Raw genomic sequence first — 20,583 nt, forward strand, 5'->3', positions numbered from 1 at the left:
CTGAACTTTGGTCGTGTCGTCTGTGACGCCATCGCACGCCGCGCCGTAATCGGCCTTCAGATCAATGAATACCTGAAGCTTATTTGACACGTTCGTGGTAGCTGCATTCGCCAGCGCCGCGTTTTTATATCCGACCAGCGCCGCGCCCGTCGCAAGACTGATATTCCCGCCTGTACCCCCCTGCGCTGCCGATAGCGCAGTCGTGAGGCCCGTGATAGAGGTAATGTCAGAATTGGCCCCCGACTTCGCCGCGACCAAGTTTGCCCGCGCCGTTGCCACGTTTGCAACGTCCGACAGATTGTTCGTCTTTACCAGTGCGTTTGCGATCGTCGTGGCCGCTTGGGATGCGCTCGCCGCTGCATTTGTAGCAGATGTCGCGGCGGCAGATGCGTCTTGCCCTGCTTCGGCCGCGCTGGCTTGTGCCGCAGTCGCATAGCCGGATGCGCGGGACAGGATGTCAGCGCCATACATTTCTTCCCACCCCTGCGATGTGTAAATCCAGGTGACAGGGAATGATTGAGTGTCAGTGTAGACATCGCCTAGTTGCAATCCATCGCCGTTCGATCGGGTGGTGGGAGGCGTTGCGGATATGCCAATGAATTTATAAAGCCCGGCGCGCACGTCGTCAGGCAATTGATATCTTGCGTCGAATAGCGATACCGCTGCACGCCGCGCTACCCCGTCAGCGCTAGACCAGATTGGAATCTGGTCTGCGGAATCCACAGAATCATCTACAGGAAGCTGATCTATTGTGGTCATGATGTGGATGCCTCCTGATATTCTGCGATTTCGCCGTACTTTCCGGCAATGATGTCGGCGTAAATCTCTCTTCCGTAATCCATGCAGTCTTTCGGGGACGCGCCGAATTTGACGGGCGTCTCACCCAAATGCGCAAACACGACATTCACGAATATCGCTGTATGCGCGCTATCTGCCCATACGGGGTCTGCCACTGACGAATAAGCGCTCATGCTGTCCTTATGAATAGGTAGATACCGCTTGCCTGACCGATAGCGAACCACGAACCTACAGTCGGCGTGCTAGTACCAAGCGTCATGCACCCAACGGCTTGAGTTTCGTTAAGCGTTAGATAGTTGGAGAGATTGAGTACAGGCGAATTGTTGAGATAGAGCGCAGCGCCAGGAAGGTTGTATTGCGTGCCGTCATACGACAGATAGCGCGTACCATCCGCAGTCAGATAAACAACCCCGCCAGACGTCAAGAACGTGGTTCTGCTTACGATCTGCCCTTGCGCATCAACGCTGCCAGTTCGGCCTATTGTGACTCTGCCCGCTTCCGTCTCTCCATCAGCGCTCACCGTCCTGACTATCAATCCGCCGCCAGTCGCGCCCCCTGGGTTTGATGTGATATGCGCATAGCCTGTGCTTTCGTCGTTGTAGCTAAAATGTGCGCCTGTTACGGTCGCATCCGCCGCTGCCGATGCTTGAACCCATCCGCCGATGACATATTCAGTGCTACGCTTGTATCGCGATCCATCGTCAGCGACGATCACTCGCGGAATACTTTCAGGAGACGTCGTGTCTGAGGCATCGTAGTAATACATGCCATATCCAGTCACGAACACTTGATTCGTTGAGTCGCTCTCCATGGCGCGCAACTCGGCAAGCGTACTAGCCGACTTCGGAACGCTTTTACCAATATTGGTCAGAGACGGATCGGATTCATTGAGCGATGTGTAATTCACTCGCCCGGAAGAATCCATGATCGTGATCGAATACGGCGTAGTGCAGAAAAGATGCACATACTGACCGCCCGATGCGGCATGACCGTGCACCGTGCGAATCGGCTGAGATAAAACAACCGTGTTTTCTGCGTCTGAATAGACTGTTTGCGGATTTGCTATGGGATCAAGGCCAGCTACGCCTATATAGATTTTCCCCGACTCTAACGGACGCCCGAAAGTGTCCGTAAAGTAAGCAAGCGAGCGCGCTTCACTGTTGGACATGTGCCCTCCCAGGCGCGCGGGCACCCTTTACAGAGCGCCCGCAGAAGAATTACACCTGATTGAACAGCATGATCCCCGTCATTTCCGGGTTCGTGACAGACACCCCGAAAAACGCATCGATCCGATATAGCGACTTGTACGTTTCGATGTGCGCTTGCTTGGTCATGACAAGCTCGATACCTTGGTCCGTCGTGCCCCGCATAACAGCAAGACCTTGGTCGGAAGGAACGGCAAGGCGTCCCGGCAAGATTTCAACAGCCTCTTTCTTCCAGAAGCAATTGACGGCTGCATTCGCGGTGTTCAGCCACGTGATTGCCGCGCCCGTTGCAGGCGCTGCCGTGCAGTTCTGATATGCCAATTCCGCATCCGTACCACCGGTGCCGCTGATGATCGAGGGAGTGATTTGGATCGTTCCTGTGCCGCCCGCGCCGGACACAATGCCGACTACCCGGAACGTCTTCAACTGACCCGTATCTACCTTCGTGATGGGGTGCACATTGTTGACGCCCACAATCGTGAATGCATCGCCGACCTTGACAGTACCGGACGTAACCGTAATAGCCAGCGCTTGAATACGGTTGTCCACGTTGGTTTGAAGCGCGCCGCCCGGCGTGGTCGTGATGGCCTTCGGCACCGTGTATTGGTTCGCGCCATTCACGGTCACCGTCACGCCAGCCGCAGCCGTCAATCGTTGGATGTAGTCCGCCTTCAACACACGCTCGAAACCAGCTACACGACGACCGACCGTTGCCATTTCATAGGCATCAGCAGCTTTTTGCCCCTCGACCACATACGAACGGGCAGCCAAGTTGCCGGCCATTGCGTTGTAGTCGCGCGAGCCAAAGACTGCGTAACGGTCGTCATAATCGATGCCCTGCTCATTCATCAGGGAATCTGCCTGCGCAAGGTCATCGAAGCCAGTTGCCGTAACGGTGCGCTTAACTACGAGCGAGCCGAGTTGCGAGACGGCATTCACAACGGCGAGATTGATATCCGATGCAATCTTTTGCTTCGCGGCGGCACCCAGGCGTCCCTCTTGGAGGGCGTCGCGCAATTCCGTTGCATCCATCGTCCACGGCGAACTGCGGATGGTATCAATGACAGCGGGAACGGTAAGCTGCGTTTTGCCAACGAAATTGGCAGTTTGATCAAGGCCAGAGAACGAGCGCGCGATGTACGGCATCGGGCGACGAATTACGTCACCCTGGCGGGCCATTGCCGTTTGATCGTTTTGAAAAACTGTGACAGCCTTCGACATGACCAACTGGTCATGGAAGCCTTCAAGAATTTGTTCCCACGCAATCCGCTCTTCTTTCGAGAAAGCATTGGTCGTGGACAATTGTGCTACTGCGGGTGGCGATGCCATGGTCGTGAATCCTTATCGAATGAGAGAACGACGGAATTTCTTCCGCTGATTTCGCATCCAGCAGGACTAACGGGCACATGCCACGCCGATAAGCTGAATTACGTGAAGCTTGGAGTCGGCAGCAAAAGGATTTTTGCTCGATTGCTGCCGCTCGATTTCGGTACTCTATGACTATTGCAATACAAAATCAATAGTTTGTATTAACGAACGTTGTTCTGGCGCTTATATGCCGTCACTTTCGTATAGTCGCCAGTCCTCGCTGCTTCCTCGCGAAGGCGATCCAAAGTATTCGAGGATGCGCTAAAGCCTGTTGCAGCGCGCTCAGAGGTAACGCGCGGCTCAGGCGCTGGCTTTGTCGTTCGCTTCGCAGCCAATGCAGTCTCCAGGCGTGCGATATGCACGGTGAATTTAACGGGGTCAGTGATCTTTGATGCCTCGAACAAGCGAGACGAGGATTTCCCGAGCGCATATACCAGGGAAGCCGGATCGTCCGCGCCTTTCATCAAGAGACCGATTTGAACTGGATTAAGTACGTCTCGAATCTCCTGCTCCGCTTCAGAAAAATCTGAAACGCCCAGGGACCGGGCGCGCTCGGAATATGCCCGCTTATGCGCTTCTAGCGCTTCCTGTTCTTTGCGTTCGGCCTCTTGCTTATTCCGTTCTTCCGCTTCTACGGCGCGCTTTTGCTCGGCCCATTCATCATATGCTGCCGAGAATTGGTTTTCGTCGTAGTCGAACTGATCTAGTGTGGGCTTTGGGCCGAGAGTCGGCTTGGGCGGCGCGTAGCGCGTCCGCATTTCTTCAAGCTCGCGCTCAAGACGCTTTTTGTCTTTCAGCGTACCGTTGAGCGTCTTCCGCATTTCGGAAAATCGCTTGGTTTCCTTTGTCTGAAGATCTTCCTCGGGAGGTTCGGCATCGCTAGTCGCCTCGGCATCCTCCGCCGATTCTTCCGCGCTTACGTCCTGCTCAGGCTGAGCATCTTCGGCATCATCGTCTTCAAACAACACTGGTGCATTCGATTCTTCAGCGGGCGCTTCCGCATCATGTAAAACTTCTGTCTCGGTCGTCATTTAACTCACCTTTGTGGCGGATTGAGATACAGCAAAAAGTATACATTGCGTATTTGTATTTTTTAGCATTTACAACTACCATTTATCAAAAATGTGACATTTTTTACGGAGAAATGACATGACGGGAGTTTTTTATGCCTTTTGCGGGCTTGTTGTACTGTGGTCGATCGGGCAAATCCTTGTGGTGGTAAGCAAGGAATGAGGAACTTTAAGGTCATCAAAGAGGGGATGGATGTGTCCGCGCTCGCCACAGCGATCGCGACGCGCCCTGAATTGTGGGAAGCCGACACATTCTTGCGGAAGTATCCGCAGGGCCCATTTGGTGACACCGACACGATCATGCTGAGATTCCCGGAAATTCAATCCGGGATGAGCGACGAGGACATCGAGCGCTACAAAGCGAACACGCTGCCAGGGGTTGACCAGCACGAATGCAAGGCGTGGCCTGCATGGGCAGTTCTGACCCAGGCGCAGCCGTTTGTTCTGGACCTTGCCAGATTCATTGAGGCAACACGCATCGGTCGCGTGATGATCAACCGAGTGCGGCCAGGAGGCAGAATCTTCCGGCACGCAGACACGCCGGAACATGTCCGTTACTGGAAGCGTTTCCATCTTGTGATACAGGGGCAGCCGGGGGCGGTTCTGTATTGCGGGGAAGGCGAGGACGGGAAAGGCGATGAAGCTCTTCAAATGCTCACGGGTCGCTTATTCTGGTTCCGCAATGACCTGCATCATGAGGTTCGCAATGAGTCTGCGGTGGATCGAATCAGCATGGTCATTGATCTGCGGAAAGAGTGATCACCTATTCCACCGTGTCACAGTCGGAATGATGTTGACGCGCGTTGCCAAGTCTTTGGCCTTCTGCTTTCTCTCAGCGACCGTCTTAAATTGGGCCATGGCCACGGCCACGTAGCGGAAACTGTCCGCCGCATGGGAGTGCTCGTCATGCTTTGGGTGCCCCGACTTGGCGCGCGAGTAACGGCGCATGTGCTCAAGTAACTCTCCCACTTCCTCCGAGTCTGAAAAGAACGCATTCTTCAGTGCGCTGCGGGCAAGCTTAATGCCCGGCTCCACGCCGATATCGGGCACTGACTCCACCTGCCACCCGAGGCGCTGCATGGCCTGCTTTGTCGTCAATCCAGTCTGAACAGAGCGCGCATTCCCGTCGTGCGGGAACCACACGATCGCATCTTTCCATCCGTTATCTTTCAGCCAGTCTGAGTAATGCTCGATTCCATAGTTGCTATCTTCGTGGAAGCCGACGACACGCAGGCCGCTGATATCTGCCTGGGCGAGCGTCACTGACATTTCGTCATTGATGCCAAGGTCAAATACCGCGTGCGTGCTAAGAACCGGGTCAGGAAGAAGTGGCCTGATCCGGTTCTGTGTCGCAATCACATGCATTTCACGCCGATAGATTGCGCCCGAAACTGCCGACTTGGGTACGCCCTCCCAAATATGGTCATAGTCGTCCGGCTCGTCCGCCATGGATCGCAGGCGCTCGGCTTCGAGCGCACTATTCCAGAAAGGATTCTGGTTCCAGTTGACCTGAAATACACGCGCATCTGGCGGCGGCTTTACGATGAACATCGTATAGAGCGGGTCAGTGTCCATCTCAGGGTTCATGCTGAACCATATTTCTGAGGTCGGCTTACGGATGGTCGGCAAGAACATCTGGAGCGATTCTTTTGACAAAGCTTGCGCCTCTTCTCCCCAGGCAATGTCAATCCCATCCAATGATTTGATGGTGGTCTTCGTCTGGTCGCTCAAGCCGCGAAAAATAAACTTGCTTCCGTTTATCCCTACAATCTCTCGATTCGTAATATGAAAGAAGCTTTCTAGGCCGCAATCCTTGATCCGCGTCTCGATGATCGCCTTTACCGACTCATCAATCGACCCTTGAATTTCCCGGAAGCACAGAATCTTCAGCGGTTCTTTCGTTGCCCGGATGACAAGTGCGGTAGCGATCGACATCGACTTGGCAGAGCCGCGCCCACCGTGATAGACGGTGTACCGAGGTCCTTGCGTGAGAAGGCACTCCGCCCAATCGGGCAATCCTACTTCGCCAGGGGGGAAGAAGAATTCTTCTCGCTTCATCTTCCGACCGCAGGATGGTTGCTTACATGCACCGGCGCTGCCTGCTGTTGGACTGGCGCACTAGGCGCTGCCTGAGCCTGCGGGGCCGATTGGATCACTTGCACGCCGTGTAGCGGATTGATGCCCGGTGTAGGCGTTGCTAATCCGGTTGCAAGGGCCGCGTTCACCTTGCCATCTTCTGGCGTTTGCGGTTGCTGGGCGCCAATTTGCGATACCTGACCATTAACTTTATCTTGCAGGTTTTGAAGCATCGCCATGATAGTGGACAGTTGCGATGCGTTAGTCTTAGAAACAGACTCTGCGGCCTTGGCGTGGTTCAGTTCTGCCGTCGAAAGACTTGCCACAGCAGCCGCTTCGCTTTGCGTTGCACTCGCGTTGTCTTTTCGAGCCTGTGCAATCAAGGCGACATTAGCGGCGTCTGGCGGGGCATTCTGCGCGGCTTGTTGTGCCGCTGCCATTTCCTGCTTCTCTTCGTCGTTTGGCTCAACGACACCCGCTTGAACGAGTTGCTTTCTCGCGAACGTTGCAAGGTCGTCAAGCCCTTCACCGTCAAGATTGCGCACCAGGGTCTGGACGACGATCTGCTGCATTTGCTGATCTGCGATTGCGGGCAGTAGCTTGACCAGCGTATTGATCGTTGCATCCTTGCGCGAGTTAAACGCTGGACCCACATCAACGAACACATCCAGGCCAAGCGAGAACGAGCGAGCAATGATCGGGTTGCCATCGGCATCGAGGGAAGGCTGATTGATCGTGGCCGATTCCGCCGATCCATCCTCGGCATCAGCCGTGAATTTGCGGTTTTCCTCAACGTAGATTTCGGATGCCATCGAGCAGTAAATCTTCCCGCAGCGCTCCATGGCCCGGGCCATGTTGTCGATGAATACATAGACCTGCATGTCCTGATGCGCCTGCACGCGGCTGACAAGCGCGTCTGACGTATTGGAATTGACTTGGTCCGCCGCCAAATCGCCGCCCGTCACATCCAGCATGTCTTGGCCAGAAGCCTGCATGAGCGCCGCAAGCGAAGGCGGCACATCCGGGTTCTTCAGGTATCCAACAGGAGGCGCGATGGTTTGCGATCCATCCGCGCCCGTTACAGGATTGATCAGCAGGAACGGGAGGTTTTTAACATTTGCCTCTGCCCATGAAACAGCATGACCTTGCATCTGCTCAGGCGTGAAGATCGGCACCTCACGAGGCGTGAACGCAGTGATGTCTGCAAGCGTCGAGACCTGCATGTTGTAGAGGCGCTGGCTGTCTTTTGCCAGACGCACCGCGCCCTGGAATCGTTCGATTCCATCAATTATTTGCCGCAATCCATAGACAACAACTATCGGTATCTCTGTTCCAGCGATGTAGCCACAGTCCTTCAGGATGCCAACGCCGTCCATGAAATATTTGCGCACGCGCTTACGGTTGCGCTTTCCCTTGCGCGCGGGAATAAAGCCGTTGGCCTGCAATTCCGCTTCCTGGTCTGCTGCATCCTCTCGCGAATCGGCGTCTACGCCCGCATACACTTTTTTCTCGGTTCCGGAGTGCGGCTCTTTCCAGACCGTGTATTCCTCAATACGCTTTTCTACCTCGTAATACTCCCCGATGTAGACTTGCTCGTTCACGAACCAATCGAATTGCTTGAGCTTGCGCACCTCCTTGAAACTGGTGGGCCGCTCTTCGATATCGACCGCGCCGCCGAGGTATTCATCGTTATACGTGTCCCAGCTAATCGGGTTTAGAACCACGCACCATTTCGCATCCGACTTGTCGAGCTTTTTGCTATCCGGGTCAAAGAAAACGCTGCTGTCTGCATCCGGTAGCGGCTCAAAGATAATCCGCTGCGGCGTATCGTCGTCAATATCGGTCTCTGCGCGCGCGTCATAGTCGTGCGTGAGACGCCATGCGCCCATCCCGCCAGAGACAGCCTCCTCGAACCCTGCAACATAGATGTCCTGAGCGCCGCTGTATTGCTCGTCCGACCGATAAACAATCCGCAGAGAGTCGATGTCCGCTTGGCGACTCGCATCGTCGCTTGAGCGGAAATTCACCGTCATGGCGTTCGCGCGGTATTCAGACACGATCCGGCGCACTGCCTTTTGCACTTTGTTGACGACGAAGCGCGGGCGATTCTCGAATTGATCTCCTAGACCGCCCTCCCACTGCGCGCCATCGACAAAGGCAAAACGGCGATCCTCAAGGGACGCAAGCCGGATTTGCATTTGCGGCGCGTAGGCGCGATCAAACCGGGCAGATGCGCGATCCCATACCTTCCCGAGGCGTTCTTGTTTTGTCAGAGCCATTATCGTTTTGCCCTCAACCCAGGTTCAAGAATTTCGTACAACGTATCCAACAAATAACAATAGGCTTCATTCCTTCCATCGGGCGATACTTCTACCCCTGCATGCCAAAGAACTCTAAAGGAACAATGCGCTATCTCATGTACCAGGGTTCGTCTGCTTTTATCAAAAACTCCAACTAAGTAAACCGATTCTTTTTCCGATAAAAATTGCTGATGAGCGCCTGAGCCATTAGGAATTTCAAAGTTTTCTCCCCCGATCAGAAACGATGCGCACTCTTTCCACTTATCAATAGATGGAACAAAAACAACTCTTCCTCCATAAATAGGGATTTCACGCTCAAACAATTTAGGCCACTTTATTTTTAGAGCCATTTTGCGTACTTCGTCTCTATTGGTTTATAGCCGCGACGGGTGAATAGCGCGGTTGCAGGAAATGCGATCTTCTCTCCGGCCATCAAGCACTTGACGCCGCGCCGCCGCAACTCGGCCTCTGCCGCCTCGAACAAAGCATTTCCAATCATTGCCCCGCGCCGCGATGGGTCGCAATAAAAGATGTCGCCAACAGCCTCCATACAGTCGATGTAATGAATGCTCGGGCGCACGAAAAAGACGAAATACGCGACGATCTTGCCCTCTGATCGACCAATCATCATCACAAGCTGCCCCGCATCTTCCGCCGCGCGATACATCGCCACATTCGGGTTCAAAGGGTATCCCTTCAATTTGTGCAGGCTGATTTCCTCGTAATGCTTGACCAAAAGCGGGAATAGCTCGTCATAAACATCGTGGAAACGTTCAACAGCAAAAACGGGCATCATGGGGTGCTCCGGCTCGTGAATGCGTTACCCGCCGCGATGCCGCCGGTCAGGCCCACCTTCTTGCTCAATCCCTGGATGAACTCGCGCCGCGCGGCAATCGACTCATAGTTGCGAAGCGCGGCGGCAAGCATCTTGCCGTTGCTCAGAAGCTTTGCCGCGTTCTCTGTGCTGATCGCGCTTACTTTTTGGCTGATGGTCCGTTGCAAGGCGGTGCTTATTGCGCCCACAGCCATACCCCCGGCAGCACCTATCGGCCCTCCTAGCGCCATACCTGATGCGCCGTAAAGCATCTGCTGTACAGCAGCGTCTTTGAATGCGCTTCCTAGATTATTTGCAAAGCGTCGAACGGAGCCAATGCGCTGCGTGGTATCGCTCCCGCCAATCTTTCCCGTTTTTGCATATGCAGTCGTCTGGCGATCCAAGTCAGATGAAACAGCTTGGAATTGCGAAGCATCGTCGGGATTCATGTATTTCCCGTAGTTTTTCACGGCAACCGAAAAATTCTTCCGGTCGAATGAGGTGCCTCCACGGGAGTTTTTATTCGTATCGATAACATGGGCCATTGCCAGATCGCGGGCTTTCTGCTGCCGCAATCCGATTGCTTTTGCCTGATCCGCCGCCTCCATAGTCGGCAGCAACTTATTTAGGCTGCGGAGTTCGGCGGGCGTCCTGGCCTCATCAATCAAATCCTCAGCCTGCTTGAGCCCGTACTGACTCTTAACGGCAGAATCGACGGCGGATGCGACCTGCGCGTGTGATCCATGCAATTCCGAATATGAGGGTGACCCGCTATTCAATACCTGCTTAAACTGGTCATGCGCGGCGGCGTGATTGTCGCTCGATGCCAGCGCGCGGCGCAGATATTCCTGCCCTTCGGCAGGCAATCCCGTCAAATCATTCTTGTTCTGCAAATGCGAGGCAAGCTGAGCCAGGGCATCAAGCGTAGGTTGCGGCACCTTGTCAGCAGGGCGAATACCCGGCTTCATCTGCTCGCCCTTGATGCTGTTGATCGCGTTGATCAGCTTGGCCGGAGAAACCTCCCCGCTCGCTGGATCGACTGCGCTGTACAGGCGCGACTGCACGGCCTGCATGGCGTCGATCGGCCCGGATGCTTTCGCATATGCGTCTCGGGCGGCGGCATAGTCGGGGATTGCATTGTCCAATACGCCCAGGTAATCCTGCTTGAGCTTCGTTAGGGTTCTGACATCACTGCTTGCCCCTGACATCGCGGCTTGCGATAGATCCTGGTCGATGAGTGACTTAATACGCTGCAGTCCAGCCCCTGATATGTTGCCACCAGAGATAATAGGCTGAGCGCCTTCGTCGAGCGCTGCGCGATTGGCCGATCCAATGGCATCCACGATGCTCGGGCGCTTGAGAATCGATGCAAGTCCGGGCGTGCTTACTGGCAAACCCTGATTTGCAGACAGGAAATCGTCCGCCGCCTGCGCTCCGCGCGCACTCTTCATTGCCTCCAAATCTTCAGGCGTTCCAATGATCTGTTTGAGCGTATCGGCTGCCGCCTGCTGTTTTGCGGCGTCATGGATTGCAAAAACATCCGATCCTTCATCCGCCGCCATTTTTCGGGCAAGCTTGATCGGTGCATCGAATTGCGGCGTTTGCAGAGCCTGCGCGGTTTGCGCACTCACTGGCGGCAATTCCTGCTGGCCTTGCGCCTTTAATTCATCCGCGCGATTCGCGACGGCCTGAGCCGCTTGCTCTGTTGCCTGCGGATTGGCGGGCATCCCCGCGTCCGGCGCGTCACCCTTCTTCAATGCCGCAGAAATAGCTGCATCCTGGTCCGCAGAGGCGTTCGCCGCAACCTGCGGATGCATGTCTGTGCTGGCCTTCTGTAGCGCCGTCACACTCGAATCACCCGCCAATTCGGCAGCGCTGGGCGTGTATCCCGGCGTATTCGGCGCGGGCGCAGATTCAAGCTTCGAGGCAAGGCCGCCAGGAGTGTTGCCGCTTTGCGCTGCGATGGCGGCGGCGGTATCCGCATCGGCCACGCCACCGGCAGCAGCAATAGAATCGGCCTTTGCGGGCGCACCGCCAAACATCTGACGCGCTTTGTTGATCCCCGCCGCAATTGTCGGGTTCTCGGCAAGCGCGGATATTGCCTGACCTGCATATTTCCCTGCGACGCCACCGGCGAATCCAGCGCCAGCACCAAAAGCCGCATCGCGCGCAACGGTGCCAGTTGACTTGTCGGCAGCGATCGACGGCACTGCACCCGCTACAGCGCCGCCTGCTACAGCGCCCGGAATGGTTGCGCCGCCAGACGCGACATACGGCAACGCACCGCCGACGACTCCCGCCACTTTCCCGGCCATGCTTCCGTTCGTGTCTGCGGCCATCTTCGCGTCAAGCTGCTGACGGGCAGAATGCGCTTGGTTCGCAAAGTCCGTTGCGCCAACCAGCCGACCGCCCGCGCTGGCAATGTCAAGCAGGCTGCCGAGAACGCCGCCCGCGCCCCGCTCCGCCACGTCTGAAAGCGTTGATCCGTTTTGCGCAGCCGTCACCGGGTTTTGATTGAGCGGCACGCCGTTGGCATCGGTGGCGGTCGATCCTTGCAGACCCCCTGGGGGGTTGTCGGGTTGCTGCGGCTGAGACCCCGACTGCGGGCCGTTCGATTGCGCCTGCGGCATAACAAGGGTGCCGTTGGCAATGCCATCCTGCACGGTCTTTAGGTCCTGGGGCGCGAGGGTACCGGCCTGGATCGCTGCCAACGTTTTGGGTCCAATTGTCTTTGGTTGCGGCGCGGCCTGAGACGCTTGCGGGCGCTGCAACTGCGACGGGTCAATCTGGATGTTGCCCGACTTCACGCGTGCGTCAACGGCGTCCATGTCTGATGGCGATAGGCGACCGGCGTTGTAGTCGGCGACTATCTGTGCATTCACACCGGCACCCGGCGCGACCGGCGTTTGGGATGCCACCGGCGCGACCGGCGTCTGCGTAGGCGCGCCACCGAGCCCGACAACAGATGGATCAAGGCCATACGATGCGGCACTCGGCAATTGGGCAGGCGCTTGCGGCTGCGGGGATGCTTGGGGAGTATCCTGGCCACCCTGGCCGGTGAATGCCGACATGACCCGATTTGTGTACGCGCGCGTCTGTCCTCCCCAATTCGCCGGGTCAGTCCCGCCGATGTATTGGGTGACTGCTCCTGCCGCACTGCCAGTGCGCTGTATGCCCTCTTTCAGCAGATATGCGGCCCCTAGCGCGGCGGCTTGCGGTGACGCAGTGACATCGATCCCATACTTCTGCTTCAGGCGTGCGCGTGTGTCAGCGGTGAACTGATAAGGCGTCGTCGCCCCTGCGCTGCTCACCTGATTTGCGTTCGACTTCTCACCCGCCGTGCGCACGCTCTGCAATAGACCCTGAGGGATGCCAGCAGCGTCAGAAGCAGCCGTGTCCGCCGCCGCATACACCGGGTCTTTGTAGCTTGTCGGGAATGTGGAGTTCGTCATTGCGTCGGGTCGAACGAGGATTGAGACGGCGCGCTGTAATACGACGGCGCGGCCTTCTTGCTGAATGTCGTGAAGCTATCTCCCTGCTTGACAAACATGGATGTCCCGTTTGGCCCTTGAATGGTCATGTCCCGATATGCGGGACCAAGGGATGCGTTATTGTTGCGCTGCCAATCTCCGCGCGCATTCGACCATGCCGCCTTCGAGGCGAGGAACTTTTGCCGAGCCTGCAAGTATTTGGTCCATGCCTGCGGGCTGTCCGTAATGGATGGGACGTTCTGTACGGCACGCGCCGTGGATGCATCGGTGAAATTCCCGTTCACCATGCTTGCCGTCTCAGCCTGAGTGACCAGACTCGAAGCTTCCTGACGCAACTGCTGAAGCTGCGAAGTATCGCCAGTCCATTTTCGGGCTGCGTTGTCCCACGTGGCACCCAGGACACCAGACGTTGCGCCATTACCGACTTGAGAGAATGCCTGAGCCAGTTCGCCCGACTGATCGGATAGCTGCTGATTCGACTGAGCGGCCTGATAGTCAGGCTGAGCGCTGGCAATCGCAGTCGGACTGCCCCCGGCCAGTTGCTGGTTCACGACGCCCGTTTGCGCCGTGGTCAGCCCAACGCCTGCGTTGGTAGCGTTGATGCCAGCCTGCCGCTCTGCCGGTGCGTACTGCGCCGCCGTACCAGCTTGGGATGCCTGCGCCTGACGCTGGGCGATAACCGCTGGCACTGAGCCTTGCGCAACGACTGCGTTGGCCTGATCGCCCTGGTTTGCATAAAGCTGGCTGGCAGTATTTGCACTGCCTGCATTCAAGATTCCAGAGGCAATCTGCATTGCCTGCTGCGGGCTCTTAGTGATCAGGTTTTCATATGCTCGCGTCGAAGCAGCGCCTGCCGCATCGCCGCTGTTTTCCTGGCGCACTGCACGCTGCTCAAGCAAATCAAGCGCGCCTTGTGTGTCGCCCGCCTGCAACCGCGCCTGCATCCCGGCCACCGTCGCAACAGCATCAGACGACATGCGCTGACGGATGTTTTGCCAGTTCACTTGCGTTTGGGCCTGGTTAGCGTTGACCTGCGACGCAAACTCCGGGTACTTGTTCGCGAGCGCTTGATAGTCCGCCGAAGTAGCATTCGGATTGGCAGCAAGCGCAGAAGATTCCATCTGGAATTGCTGCTGCCGCTGGTTATTGTTCACCTGCAATTGCGAGGTCGATACTGCCGCTTGATTGCCAGCATTCGACGCGGCAATCTTTCCCTGCATCGTCGCGTCGTTGTACCCAAGCTGCTGCCCTGACAGCGCCGCATTGTTCATCTGCGCGTCGATGCCAGATCCGATATTCGAGAAATCGATTAGATTGGCCACGTCACACCCATGAAGAAGAATTGGAGCCGTAAGCGGTCGAGTAACGATTCAGGCCGCTCGTAATGCTATTCAGCGCAGAATTCGTTGAATTCGCCAGCGACGTGTCATATGAGGTCGCAGCATTAGCCGACTGATTGTTCGCGGATGTGGCAGCATTCGTATAGGAATTGCTCGCAGCCTGCGATCCATTAATTGCGCTCAATCCATTCGACATTAGCGTGCTGTATCCCGAAAGCTTGTTCGTGATCAGATTGTTCAGCGTCGATATCGAGGTATTTGCAAGCGTGTTGCTCGTGTTGCTGCCACGCAATCCACCAGTGGCAGATGCATTCGCCAATATATTTTCATTGGCAGTCTGCATATCTCCTTGGTATTGCGCGCCGGTCTTGATGCCATTGATCGAGGCATTTTGCGCGGCAGTGCCGTTTGCGCCTAAAAGATCGGTATAGCCGTTTAGGCCAGTTTGACCGGCCTGCAAATACGGGGAGATTTGCGATTGCTGATTATTATATTGCTCAGTGGCAAGTGCGAGGTTACTGGCCGCAGCGGACGACTGCGCATCTGCCGCGTCACTTGCCGCGCTCGATGAAATGGCGCTACTGGCAACCCCGGCAACGGCGGTAGCGCCAATCGCCGCCACTACCATGATTTTTCACCCGACTTCTGACTCATAGCAACCGCCCAAATAGTAAGTACCTGCGTCCAAGGAAGTACCGTCGTACCGGTATAGCTTTGCCTGCGCGGACCCAGGAGGGACCAGTGCATTGACTGCTACACCCGACGCGGAGACACCCGGAATGACGCCGTACTGGCTGCTCAGGCTCTGATGCGTAAAGGGTAGTGATACCGTGGGATTGCCAGCGCTCGAAAGCGTGATGGTCATTTCCACGTAATTCAGCGTTCCAATCTGTGCGTACATTCCCGAGCCCGATCCATTCGTCGGGTCAGGGGAAAACGAATTCATCGAACTGCCATTGATGGCATTGCCGATCGCGTCAGCCACAGCCGAGTCCCCATTTAATGCGGACTGCAAAGACTTCTGATCGACGCGCGTCAAATTTGCCATTATGCGTTCAGCGCCTCTAATTCGAGATCACAACTAAACCACGTCACATGTTGCGTTGTGATGTGTTCAATTCGCATCTGCATTTTACCAATAGTTAGGGCGCCTGGACGCCAAATAATTCTATTAGCATAGGCTCCACGTGGCGCGGCAGGCGCAAAACGCACCTGTGACCACCTGATTCCGTCTGCTGAATACGACATTCCTACTCGCGATGTGTCACCGGATTGGCCGGTAATGCACTTCAATTCGACCGATCGGAGCGCAGCAGACGCAAGCGGCAGCATAGTGAGTGGCCCAGTGGACCTATTCATGACAGGCTCGCCATAGTGGCCACCAGTCGTGGAGTCGAGATACCCAATCCGGTTATCTGCAACGTCTCCTGCCGCCCACATCCCATTGAACTGCACAAAATTGCGTGCGCGGTAATAGCTCGCGCTCGTCGGGCCGCTGTTTAATTGCGTCCAGAATTTCACTCCAAGCGCGGTTGTCGCCGTGAAATCAAACACGAGAGTCTTGTGCGGCAGGTGAACGTAGATAAACTCCGAATCCTCAAACGACATGGATTCCATCGTTACGACTGCAACCTGATCAGCCGTCAATTTCGCCAATTCATAATCGACAGCCGCCGAACTGATCTTGTTCGGAGAGTTGCCATTAAGGAACCAGACGCCATTGGGCATATTCCTGCCGCCACCAATCCAGGCAAGCGAATGGTTCGTGTAGCACATCGTCTGGCGCGAAACGCAGCCAATATCAAACGTGTATGACGACTGAGCGGTGAACGGGAAGTTATTGCCACCCGTGTTCGCCATTGTCTGCGTAGTGTTCTTGCCGAGGACATATAGCTGATTGTTCAGCTTGTAGATCGCGACAATACCGTCCGGATCATATTCCGCGCTTCCGTAATACCCAGGGAAGAAAGCCAGATTCACAAGCGAGCTACACCACACGTCCACGCCGTCCGTGACCATGATGTAGCCTGCCATGTAGCAGGCATCGGTGACAGTCGTGATGCCAGCAGACAAATCCATGTCTACCTGGATGAAATTGCCCTTGCTTGCCCATGTGACAGTGAACGATGCGCCGGTGCCACCGCCGCTACTCAGAACCTGTGCCACGGGATTCGTTGGCAGATACTCGGTCAACACCTGCGGCGCATTCGTTACGCTCGCTGTCGAGACGACACCACCTCCGTCAGGGGCGGAAATCGTCACAGTTGGAACGACGGTGCCGTATCCCGATCCGCCATCCACAACCAGAATTTCAGTTATCACGCCGTCATCTACGATTGCACGCGCAGTCGCTGTCGTGCCGCCAGAAGGTGGAGCGCCAATCGTCACAGTCGGATTGCTGTAACCTGTACCACCATTCGTAACGATGAACCCACTTACGACGCTTCCTGTCAACTGAGCCGTTGCGCTGGCCTGTGTGCCGCTGTTGATTGCTGTAACAGTTACGGTCGCATATAAGCCCAGCGCGCCGAGTGTGATCGTGTCGCCCACCGCATACGACAGGCCGCCCCCCGAGACGGCAACAGATGACGCCGTGCTAAACCCCGATGGGCAGTAGTAATAGAGCTTTCCAGCGCTGACAATCATGAGAAAGTCAAAGCTGTAATCGAGGCGACACTTAAGGCCATCATTCGCCACTGTGCCGATAAGCGTTCTCACGCCCGCAGTCGAATACTGATAGACCGACGCGCCCTGAACCCGGTACATGTAGCCGTTCCAGAGAATGCCGCCTCGATCAGATTCTCCTCTGACCGTAGACGCCATCCATTCGGTTAGGCCGCCGTGGGAAGTGCAGGTGCCAGTCTTATTGTTCGTGGCCACCTGCCGAAACTTCAGATTTACAGCGAACTCACCCTCAACCGTACCCGCGTCAGTGACGAGCGTGCCGCCAGTCATAAGCGGCATCGGAAAACTTTGCGTCTGCGCGAGTGGAACAGTTGCCATATCAGTAGACGATATCAGTAGACGATGATTGTGGGCTTCGTTACGGCCCATGTGACGCGAATCGAATACCCTGGCTGCAAGATGAAAGTGCCGGAGAGCAACCCGAGCGACGATGAGCCGATCGTAGTAGCCGTACCGCTCTTATCCAGCAATTCAATCAACGAAACAGCGCCACCGGTCACCTGAACCGACTGAATTCCCTGCGTCGAATTCGCGTAAGTGTAGGGGCTCGTGCTATAGCTGACCGTCTGCACCGTCGCCGTCGATGGCGTTAGACCCTGCATCCCTTGTCTGCTGCGGGGCATATATCCACCTCACTTGTAGTACGAAACGTTGAGGATGGCCGTAGCAGCCGTTTGAATCACGCGAAACGCGGAGAGGTTGCCATCGTATTCAAGCACCGGCCCTACAAGCAATTGCATGCCGATAGCAGCGGTGGGCGCAGTTCCATCGTCGCGCCAGCGCACAGACTGGCTCTCGGCCTGAAGCAACGCGATGCGCGCACCAGTCGGAACAGTCAGTGCGGTTGATGTCGTCGGTCCGGTGATTTGCTGATAGCCGAGCGGTATCAGATTGCCACTGACGGTTTGCATTGGCACGGCGGCAGCCGCTCCAGCAGTCGTCGCTTGCCCACCAATAGCAGCATTGACGTTTAGAGCCTGCCCGGTCGAATAAACTGGCTCAGACTGCCTTGTTACCGAACTGATTGCTGTAAGATTCATTTCATGCCACCGTTACGACACCATTGTTAAGCCACAATTGCCCCGATCCAGTGACCGGCTGCACAGTGGGCAACTGATTCAAAACCTGCAAAATCTGATTGATCGAGGTGCGTTCAGTGACGCCAGCACTCTGGCTCCAATGTGGAATCTGGTCACTCAATTGAGGCGTGTCGTTGAATGCAAGCTGATTGATCGTGCTCATCGCTGGCCACCATTAGAACTTGAGCCCCATAGCTCGATGTCGGGATTGTCAAAGTTGGAATCTGGTCCAACTCCAAGCTGAGGCGGAAGACGGCGGTAGAACTGCGGACCGTCTGCCATCTGTTGATTGCCCGATCCGAACGGCATGTTCGTATTGCGGCGCATGCTCGGGATGTTCGATGACTGGAAATTCATCAGGTTGTCGCGCGCAAGTTTCAACTGAGCGACAGTCACGCTGGAGAGATTCTTTCCGATACTCGGCGCGGCGACGATGGCAGCCGAGAGAATAACGAGGTTGACCAAGCCGTTCGGGATATTGACGACCACGCCGCCGTTATTAACTGCCGGCTCAGACGAGAAAACCCACCCGCTTACGCGTGCGCCCTTCGTCTCTAATTCGGCCAGATTCGCGTCCAGCCGCAGAGAAACGCGCTCAATCATCTCCGGGTCCATATCGACAGCAGCCCCGGCCAAGCCGAGTTCAGCTATCCCTTCCGCGACGAACCAGGACTTGGGCGCTTTCATTTTGACTTCCAGATTTGCAGCCGAGCCTTGGTCGCAGCACTGGCAATCGCAAGAGCGGCCTGCTGAGGGTCTATTTCGCCCGCGCGATGTAGAGCGTCATATGCGGCCCTGACAGCATATTCGTAGCAAATCATGCGCTCCCTGATCTCGCATTGCTCATGATCGCGCTTCTCGGCGTCCGACATCAAGTGCCAAGCCTCGGGGGAGTTCGGGTCTAGGGACGGGGGATAGGCAATCTTAGGAATCGTCGTCATTCCGCCACCTTCGCCGCGTCTTGCTGGGCCTTCAGCGCCCGCCCTTCCTTCGTGCGTAGATCGATCTTCTGGTCTGCATCGGCAATCTGCGCCTTCAAATCGGCGTTATCGTCTTCCGCCTTCCGAATGTCAGCCGCGAGCAACGCCTCATGCGCGGAAGTCACCCACCCATCGCTCACATGTTGGTCCAGTTCGTCACGCGAAATCTCCTTCTGGTGGATCTTCCCCCACACCAGAGCGCCTTCACCGTTCGCTTCACTCTTCGGCTTGAACACTGCTATCAACATCGGACACCCCTTGAGATTTGACGATCTTAATCAGAACATGCGGCGAACCATCTTGGCCCGCAACATCAACAGCCTGACGCGCTTTCCCGTATCCGCGATCGAGAATGGAATCAGCCGCACTTTTCTGAACGGCCTCGTTCTCAGCGAACGTCATCAGAAAAACCAGCTTCGCGATCGCATCCGGCCCATATGACTGCGCCAGCGCCTTGATGTCAGCAGTGACCTTGTTGGGCGTACCAGCCTTCCGACCGCCCGTCTTGGGCGATCCTGGCTTCTTCCCGGGCTTTTTGCGCTCTTCCATATAGAAAGATTCTACGTTTGTCTATTACAGATTTCTGAATATTACCGAATTATTAGCAATCTATGCTAAATAATTCGGTAATTACAGTTTTTGTTGCTACTTAGCCAAGGATTTTCGCCTTGAGCCGCTCGAAGAACTCATGCTCTTCATCCTCAAGCTTTCGCCCGAAGCGCTCAATCTCCTGCTTGATACGCTCAAAGTACATGTGGACCTCGCCGGGCGTGGTGTCGGCAGGGAGCGTGCTGGCCGAATCAGTGGAGTCTGACGAAGCAGTGTCCGTCGCGTCGGTGCTCGATGCAGCCGTTGACGCTGAAGTCGCGGTATCCGTCGAATCGGTTGTGGACGTGGATGCGGAATCGGTATCCGACGTAGCCTGGACCGTATCGGTGGACTCCCCCGTGGAGCCGGCCGAATCGGATGTTGCCGTGGTCGAATCATCTGCGGAGGCAGCAGACGTTGCCGTATCGGTATCGGCAGTCGTGGCACCCGTGCTCGAGGCGCTCGTATCCGATGCAGCGCTGTCCGATGAGCCGGACGCGGACGAGGCCTCCCCCGATGAAGCAGCGACCTCCGACGCCGTGGTATCCGTGGTAGATGCCGTCGTGTCGGTCGCGGTTGCGTCCGTCGTATCTTCGGTCGTTGTCGTTGCGTCAGTCATTTGAAGCTCCTGTTGCTGGTGGGTGAAACTGGATTGCTGCGCGCTTGACGCCACGCATTAAACGGATTCCGTATCTCGCGCATGAAGCGCTCTGCCGCTGAGTCGTCCTTGTCGAAGTCCGATCGAGAGGCCACGTTGCAGGCTTTGCGCACGACTTCGGCAGCGCCCTC

Annotated in this window: 21 protein-coding genes and 1 pseudogene; 2 read left to right on the forward strand and 20 right to left on the reverse strand. The window is 56.1% G+C overall.

The window, feature by feature from the left end; all coding sequences use genetic code 11:
* The 4 genes and pseudogenes from WM40_RS30950 to WM40_RS23785 all read right to left on the reverse strand — a co-directional run.
* Nucleotides 1-759, reverse strand: a pseudogene (locus WM40_RS30950) (hypothetical protein); the annotation flags it as partial.
* A gap of 208 nt (nucleotides 760-967) precedes the next feature.
* Nucleotides 968-1,966: a LolA-like protein gene (locus WM40_RS23775; RefSeq protein ID WP_157685930.1), complete on the reverse strand. Its 999-nt coding sequence runs from the start codon at nucleotides 1,964-1,966 to the stop codon at nucleotides 968-970.
* A 49-nt stretch (nucleotides 1,967-2,015) separates the two neighbouring features.
* Nucleotides 2,016-3,332, reverse strand: coding sequence for a P22 phage major capsid protein family protein (locus tag WM40_RS23780; protein WP_046154178.1), 1,317 nt, complete (start codon nucleotides 3,330-3,332; stop codon nucleotides 2,016-2,018).
* Between the two features lie 200 nt (nucleotides 3,333-3,532).
* Nucleotides 3,533-4,402 carry a hypothetical protein gene (locus WM40_RS23785; RefSeq protein ID WP_046154179.1) on the reverse strand — a complete coding sequence of 290 codons (870 nt, stop codon included), beginning with the start codon at nucleotides 4,400-4,402 and terminating at the stop codon, nucleotides 3,533-3,535.
* 198 nt (nucleotides 4,403-4,600) lie between these two features.
* On the opposite strand from WM40_RS23785, the gene WM40_RS23790 reads away from it, so the two are divergent.
* Entirely contained in the window at nucleotides 4,601-5,200 is a 600-nt protein-coding gene (locus tag WM40_RS23790; protein WP_046154180.1) for an aspartyl/asparaginyl beta-hydroxylase domain-containing protein, read from the forward strand.
* On the opposite strand, the gene WM40_RS23795 is transcribed toward WM40_RS23790, so the two are convergent.
* From WM40_RS23795 to WM40_RS23870, 16 genes are read right to left on the reverse strand one after another with little or no spacing between them, the layout of a single operon-like run.
* The gene (locus WM40_RS23795; protein ID WP_024905481.1) at nucleotides 5,201-6,499 is read right to left on the reverse strand and encodes a PBSX family phage terminase large subunit; all 1,299 of its coding nucleotides are present in this window, start codon (nucleotides 6,497-6,499) and stop codon (nucleotides 5,201-5,203) included. It lies immediately after the preceding gene.
* Complete coding sequence (locus tag WM40_RS23800; protein WP_052738495.1) at nucleotides 6,496-8,796, reverse strand: portal protein; 2,301 nt, start codon at nucleotides 8,794-8,796, stop codon at nucleotides 6,496-6,498. Before WM40_RS23800 ends, WM40_RS23795 begins: the two co-directional genes overlap by 4 nt.
* Entirely contained in the window at nucleotides 8,796-9,167 is a 372-nt protein-coding gene (locus tag WM40_RS30385) for a hypothetical protein (RefSeq protein ID WP_157685932.1), read from the reverse strand. Before WM40_RS30385 ends, WM40_RS23800 begins: the two co-directional genes overlap by 1 nt.
* Nucleotides 9,158-9,613, reverse strand: coding sequence for a GNAT family N-acetyltransferase (locus tag WM40_RS23810; protein ID WP_046154182.1), 456 nt, complete (start codon nucleotides 9,611-9,613; stop codon nucleotides 9,158-9,160). Before WM40_RS23810 ends, WM40_RS30385 begins: the two co-directional genes overlap by 10 nt.
* On the reverse strand, nucleotides 9,610-13,083 hold the full coding sequence (locus WM40_RS23815) for a hypothetical protein (protein ID WP_046154183.1): 3,474 nt from the start codon (nucleotides 13,081-13,083) through the stop codon (nucleotides 9,610-9,612). The genes WM40_RS23810 and WM40_RS23815 overlap by 4 nt, the downstream gene beginning before the upstream one ends.
* On the reverse strand, nucleotides 13,080-14,444 hold the full coding sequence (locus WM40_RS23820; RefSeq protein WP_046154184.1) for a hypothetical protein: 1,365 nt from the start codon (nucleotides 14,442-14,444) through the stop codon (nucleotides 13,080-13,082). Before WM40_RS23820 ends, WM40_RS23815 begins: the two co-directional genes overlap by 4 nt.
* Nucleotide 14,445: 1 nt before the next feature.
* Nucleotides 14,446-15,090 (reverse strand): hypothetical protein, encoded by a 645-nt coding sequence (locus tag WM40_RS28245; protein WP_052738496.1) that lies wholly within the window; start codon nucleotides 15,088-15,090, stop codon nucleotides 14,446-14,448.
* Nucleotides 15,091-15,096: 6 nt separating this feature from the next.
* A complete protein-coding gene (locus WM40_RS23830; RefSeq protein WP_024905475.1) occupies nucleotides 15,097-15,510 on the reverse strand; it encodes a hypothetical protein in 414 nt (137 codons plus the stop codon).
* Complete coding sequence (locus WM40_RS23835) at nucleotides 15,510-17,465, reverse strand: packaged DNA stabilization protein (protein ID WP_046154185.1); 1,956 nt, start codon at nucleotides 17,463-17,465, stop codon at nucleotides 15,510-15,512. The genes WM40_RS23830 and WM40_RS23835 overlap by 1 nt, the downstream gene beginning before the upstream one ends.
* A gap of 14 nt (nucleotides 17,466-17,479) precedes the next feature.
* Entirely contained in the window at nucleotides 17,480-17,770 is a 291-nt protein-coding gene (locus WM40_RS23840) for a hypothetical protein (protein ID WP_082103160.1), read from the reverse strand.
* Between the two features lie 9 nt (nucleotides 17,771-17,779).
* The gene (locus WM40_RS23845; RefSeq protein WP_036012781.1) at nucleotides 17,780-18,187 is read right to left on the reverse strand and encodes a hypothetical protein; all 408 of its coding nucleotides are present in this window, start codon (nucleotides 18,185-18,187) and stop codon (nucleotides 17,780-17,782) included.
* Between the two features lies 1 nt (nucleotide 18,188).
* On the reverse strand, nucleotides 18,189-18,389 hold the full coding sequence (locus WM40_RS23850; RefSeq protein WP_024905471.1) for a hypothetical protein: 201 nt from the start codon (nucleotides 18,387-18,389) through the stop codon (nucleotides 18,189-18,191).
* The gene (locus WM40_RS23855) at nucleotides 18,386-18,913 is read right to left on the reverse strand and encodes a packaged DNA stabilization gp4 family protein (protein WP_046154188.1); all 528 of its coding nucleotides are present in this window, start codon (nucleotides 18,911-18,913) and stop codon (nucleotides 18,386-18,388) included. Before WM40_RS23855 ends, WM40_RS23850 begins: the two co-directional genes overlap by 4 nt.
* Complete coding sequence (locus WM40_RS23860) at nucleotides 18,910-19,167, reverse strand: hypothetical protein (RefSeq protein WP_046154189.1); 258 nt, start codon at nucleotides 19,165-19,167, stop codon at nucleotides 18,910-18,912. The genes WM40_RS23855 and WM40_RS23860 overlap by 4 nt, the downstream gene beginning before the upstream one ends.
* Nucleotides 19,164-19,454, reverse strand: coding sequence for a hypothetical protein (locus WM40_RS23865; RefSeq protein ID WP_157685936.1), 291 nt, complete (start codon nucleotides 19,452-19,454; stop codon nucleotides 19,164-19,166). The genes WM40_RS23860 and WM40_RS23865 overlap by 4 nt, the downstream gene beginning before the upstream one ends.
* Complete coding sequence (locus WM40_RS23870; protein WP_046154191.1) at nucleotides 19,423-19,755, reverse strand: hypothetical protein; 333 nt, start codon at nucleotides 19,753-19,755, stop codon at nucleotides 19,423-19,425. The genes WM40_RS23865 and WM40_RS23870 overlap by 32 nt, the downstream gene beginning before the upstream one ends.
* 203 nt (nucleotides 19,756-19,958) lie before the next feature.
* On the opposite strand from WM40_RS23870, the gene WM40_RS23875 reads away from it, so the two are divergent.
* Nucleotides 19,959-20,417: a hypothetical protein gene (locus WM40_RS23875; RefSeq protein WP_046154192.1), complete on the forward strand. Its 459-nt coding sequence runs from the start codon at nucleotides 19,959-19,961 to the stop codon at nucleotides 20,415-20,417.
* The last annotated feature ends 166 nt before the right edge of the window (nucleotides 20,418-20,583 follow it).

It is taken from the genome of Robbsia andropogonis (assembly GCF_000970345.1).
Classification (GTDB): domain Bacteria; phylum Pseudomonadota; class Gammaproteobacteria; order Burkholderiales; family Burkholderiaceae; genus Robbsia; species Robbsia andropogonis.

Coding starts and splice junctions, on each gene's coding strand:
- WM40_RS23775 (WP_157685930.1), bottom strand. CDS start 1,966: ATGTCCAACAGTGAAGCGCGCTCGCTTGCTTACTTTACGGACACTTTC.
- WM40_RS23780 (WP_046154178.1), bottom strand. CDS start 3,332: ATGGCATCGCCACCCGCAGTAGCACAATTGTCCACGACCAATGCTTTC.
- WM40_RS23785 (WP_046154179.1), bottom strand. CDS start 4,402: ATGACGACCGAGACAGAAGTTTTACATGATGCGGAAGCGCCCGCTGAA.
- WM40_RS23790 (WP_046154180.1), top strand. CDS start 4,601: ATGAGGAACTTTAAGGTCATCAAAGAGGGGATGGATGTGTCCGCGCTC.
- WM40_RS23795 (WP_024905481.1), bottom strand. CDS start 6,499: ATGAAGCGAGAAGAATTCTTCTTCCCCCCTGGCGAAGTAGGATTGCCC.
- WM40_RS23800 (WP_052738495.1), bottom strand. CDS start 8,796: ATGGCTCTGACAAAACAAGAACGCCTCGGGAAGGTATGGGATCGCGCA.
- WM40_RS30385 (WP_157685932.1), bottom strand. CDS start 9,167: ATGGCTCTAAAAATAAAGTGGCCTAAATTGTTTGAGCGTGAAATCCCT.
- WM40_RS23810 (WP_046154182.1), bottom strand. CDS start 9,613: ATGATGCCCGTTTTTGCTGTTGAACGTTTCCACGATGTTTATGACGAG.
- WM40_RS23815 (WP_046154183.1), bottom strand. CDS start 13,083: ATGACGAACTCCACATTCCCGACAAGCTACAAAGACCCGGTGTATGCG.
- WM40_RS28245 (WP_052738496.1), bottom strand. CDS start 15,090: ATGGTAGTGGCGGCGATTGGCGCTACCGCCGTTGCCGGGGTTGCCAGT.
- WM40_RS23830 (WP_024905475.1), bottom strand. CDS start 15,510: ATGGCAAATTTGACGCGCGTCGATCAGAAGTCTTTGCAGTCCGCATTA.
- WM40_RS23835 (WP_046154185.1), bottom strand. CDS start 17,465: ATGGCAACTGTTCCACTCGCGCAGACGCAAAGTTTTCCGATGCCGCTT.
- WM40_RS23840 (WP_082103160.1), bottom strand. CDS start 17,770: ATGCCCCGCAGCAGACAAGGGATGCAGGGTCTAACGCCATCGACGGCG.
- WM40_RS23845 (WP_036012781.1), bottom strand. CDS start 18,187: ATGAATCTTACAGCAATCAGTTCGGTAACAAGGCAGTCTGAGCCAGTT.
- WM40_RS23850 (WP_024905471.1), bottom strand. CDS start 18,389: ATGAGCACGATCAATCAGCTTGCATTCAACGACACGCCTCAATTGAGT.
- WM40_RS23855 (WP_046154188.1), bottom strand. CDS start 18,913: ATGAAAGCGCCCAAGTCCTGGTTCGTCGCGGAAGGGATAGCTGAACTC.
- WM40_RS23860 (WP_046154189.1), bottom strand. CDS start 19,167: ATGACGACGATTCCTAAGATTGCCTATCCCCCGTCCCTAGACCCGAAC.
- WM40_RS23865 (WP_157685936.1), bottom strand. CDS start 19,454: ATGTTGATAGCAGTGTTCAAGCCGAAGAGTGAAGCGAACGGTGAAGGC.
- WM40_RS23870 (WP_046154191.1), bottom strand. CDS start 19,755: ATGGAAGAGCGCAAAAAGCCCGGGAAGAAGCCAGGATCGCCCAAGACG.
- WM40_RS23875 (WP_046154192.1), top strand. CDS start 19,959: ATGTGGACCTCGCCGGGCGTGGTGTCGGCAGGGAGCGTGCTGGCCGAA.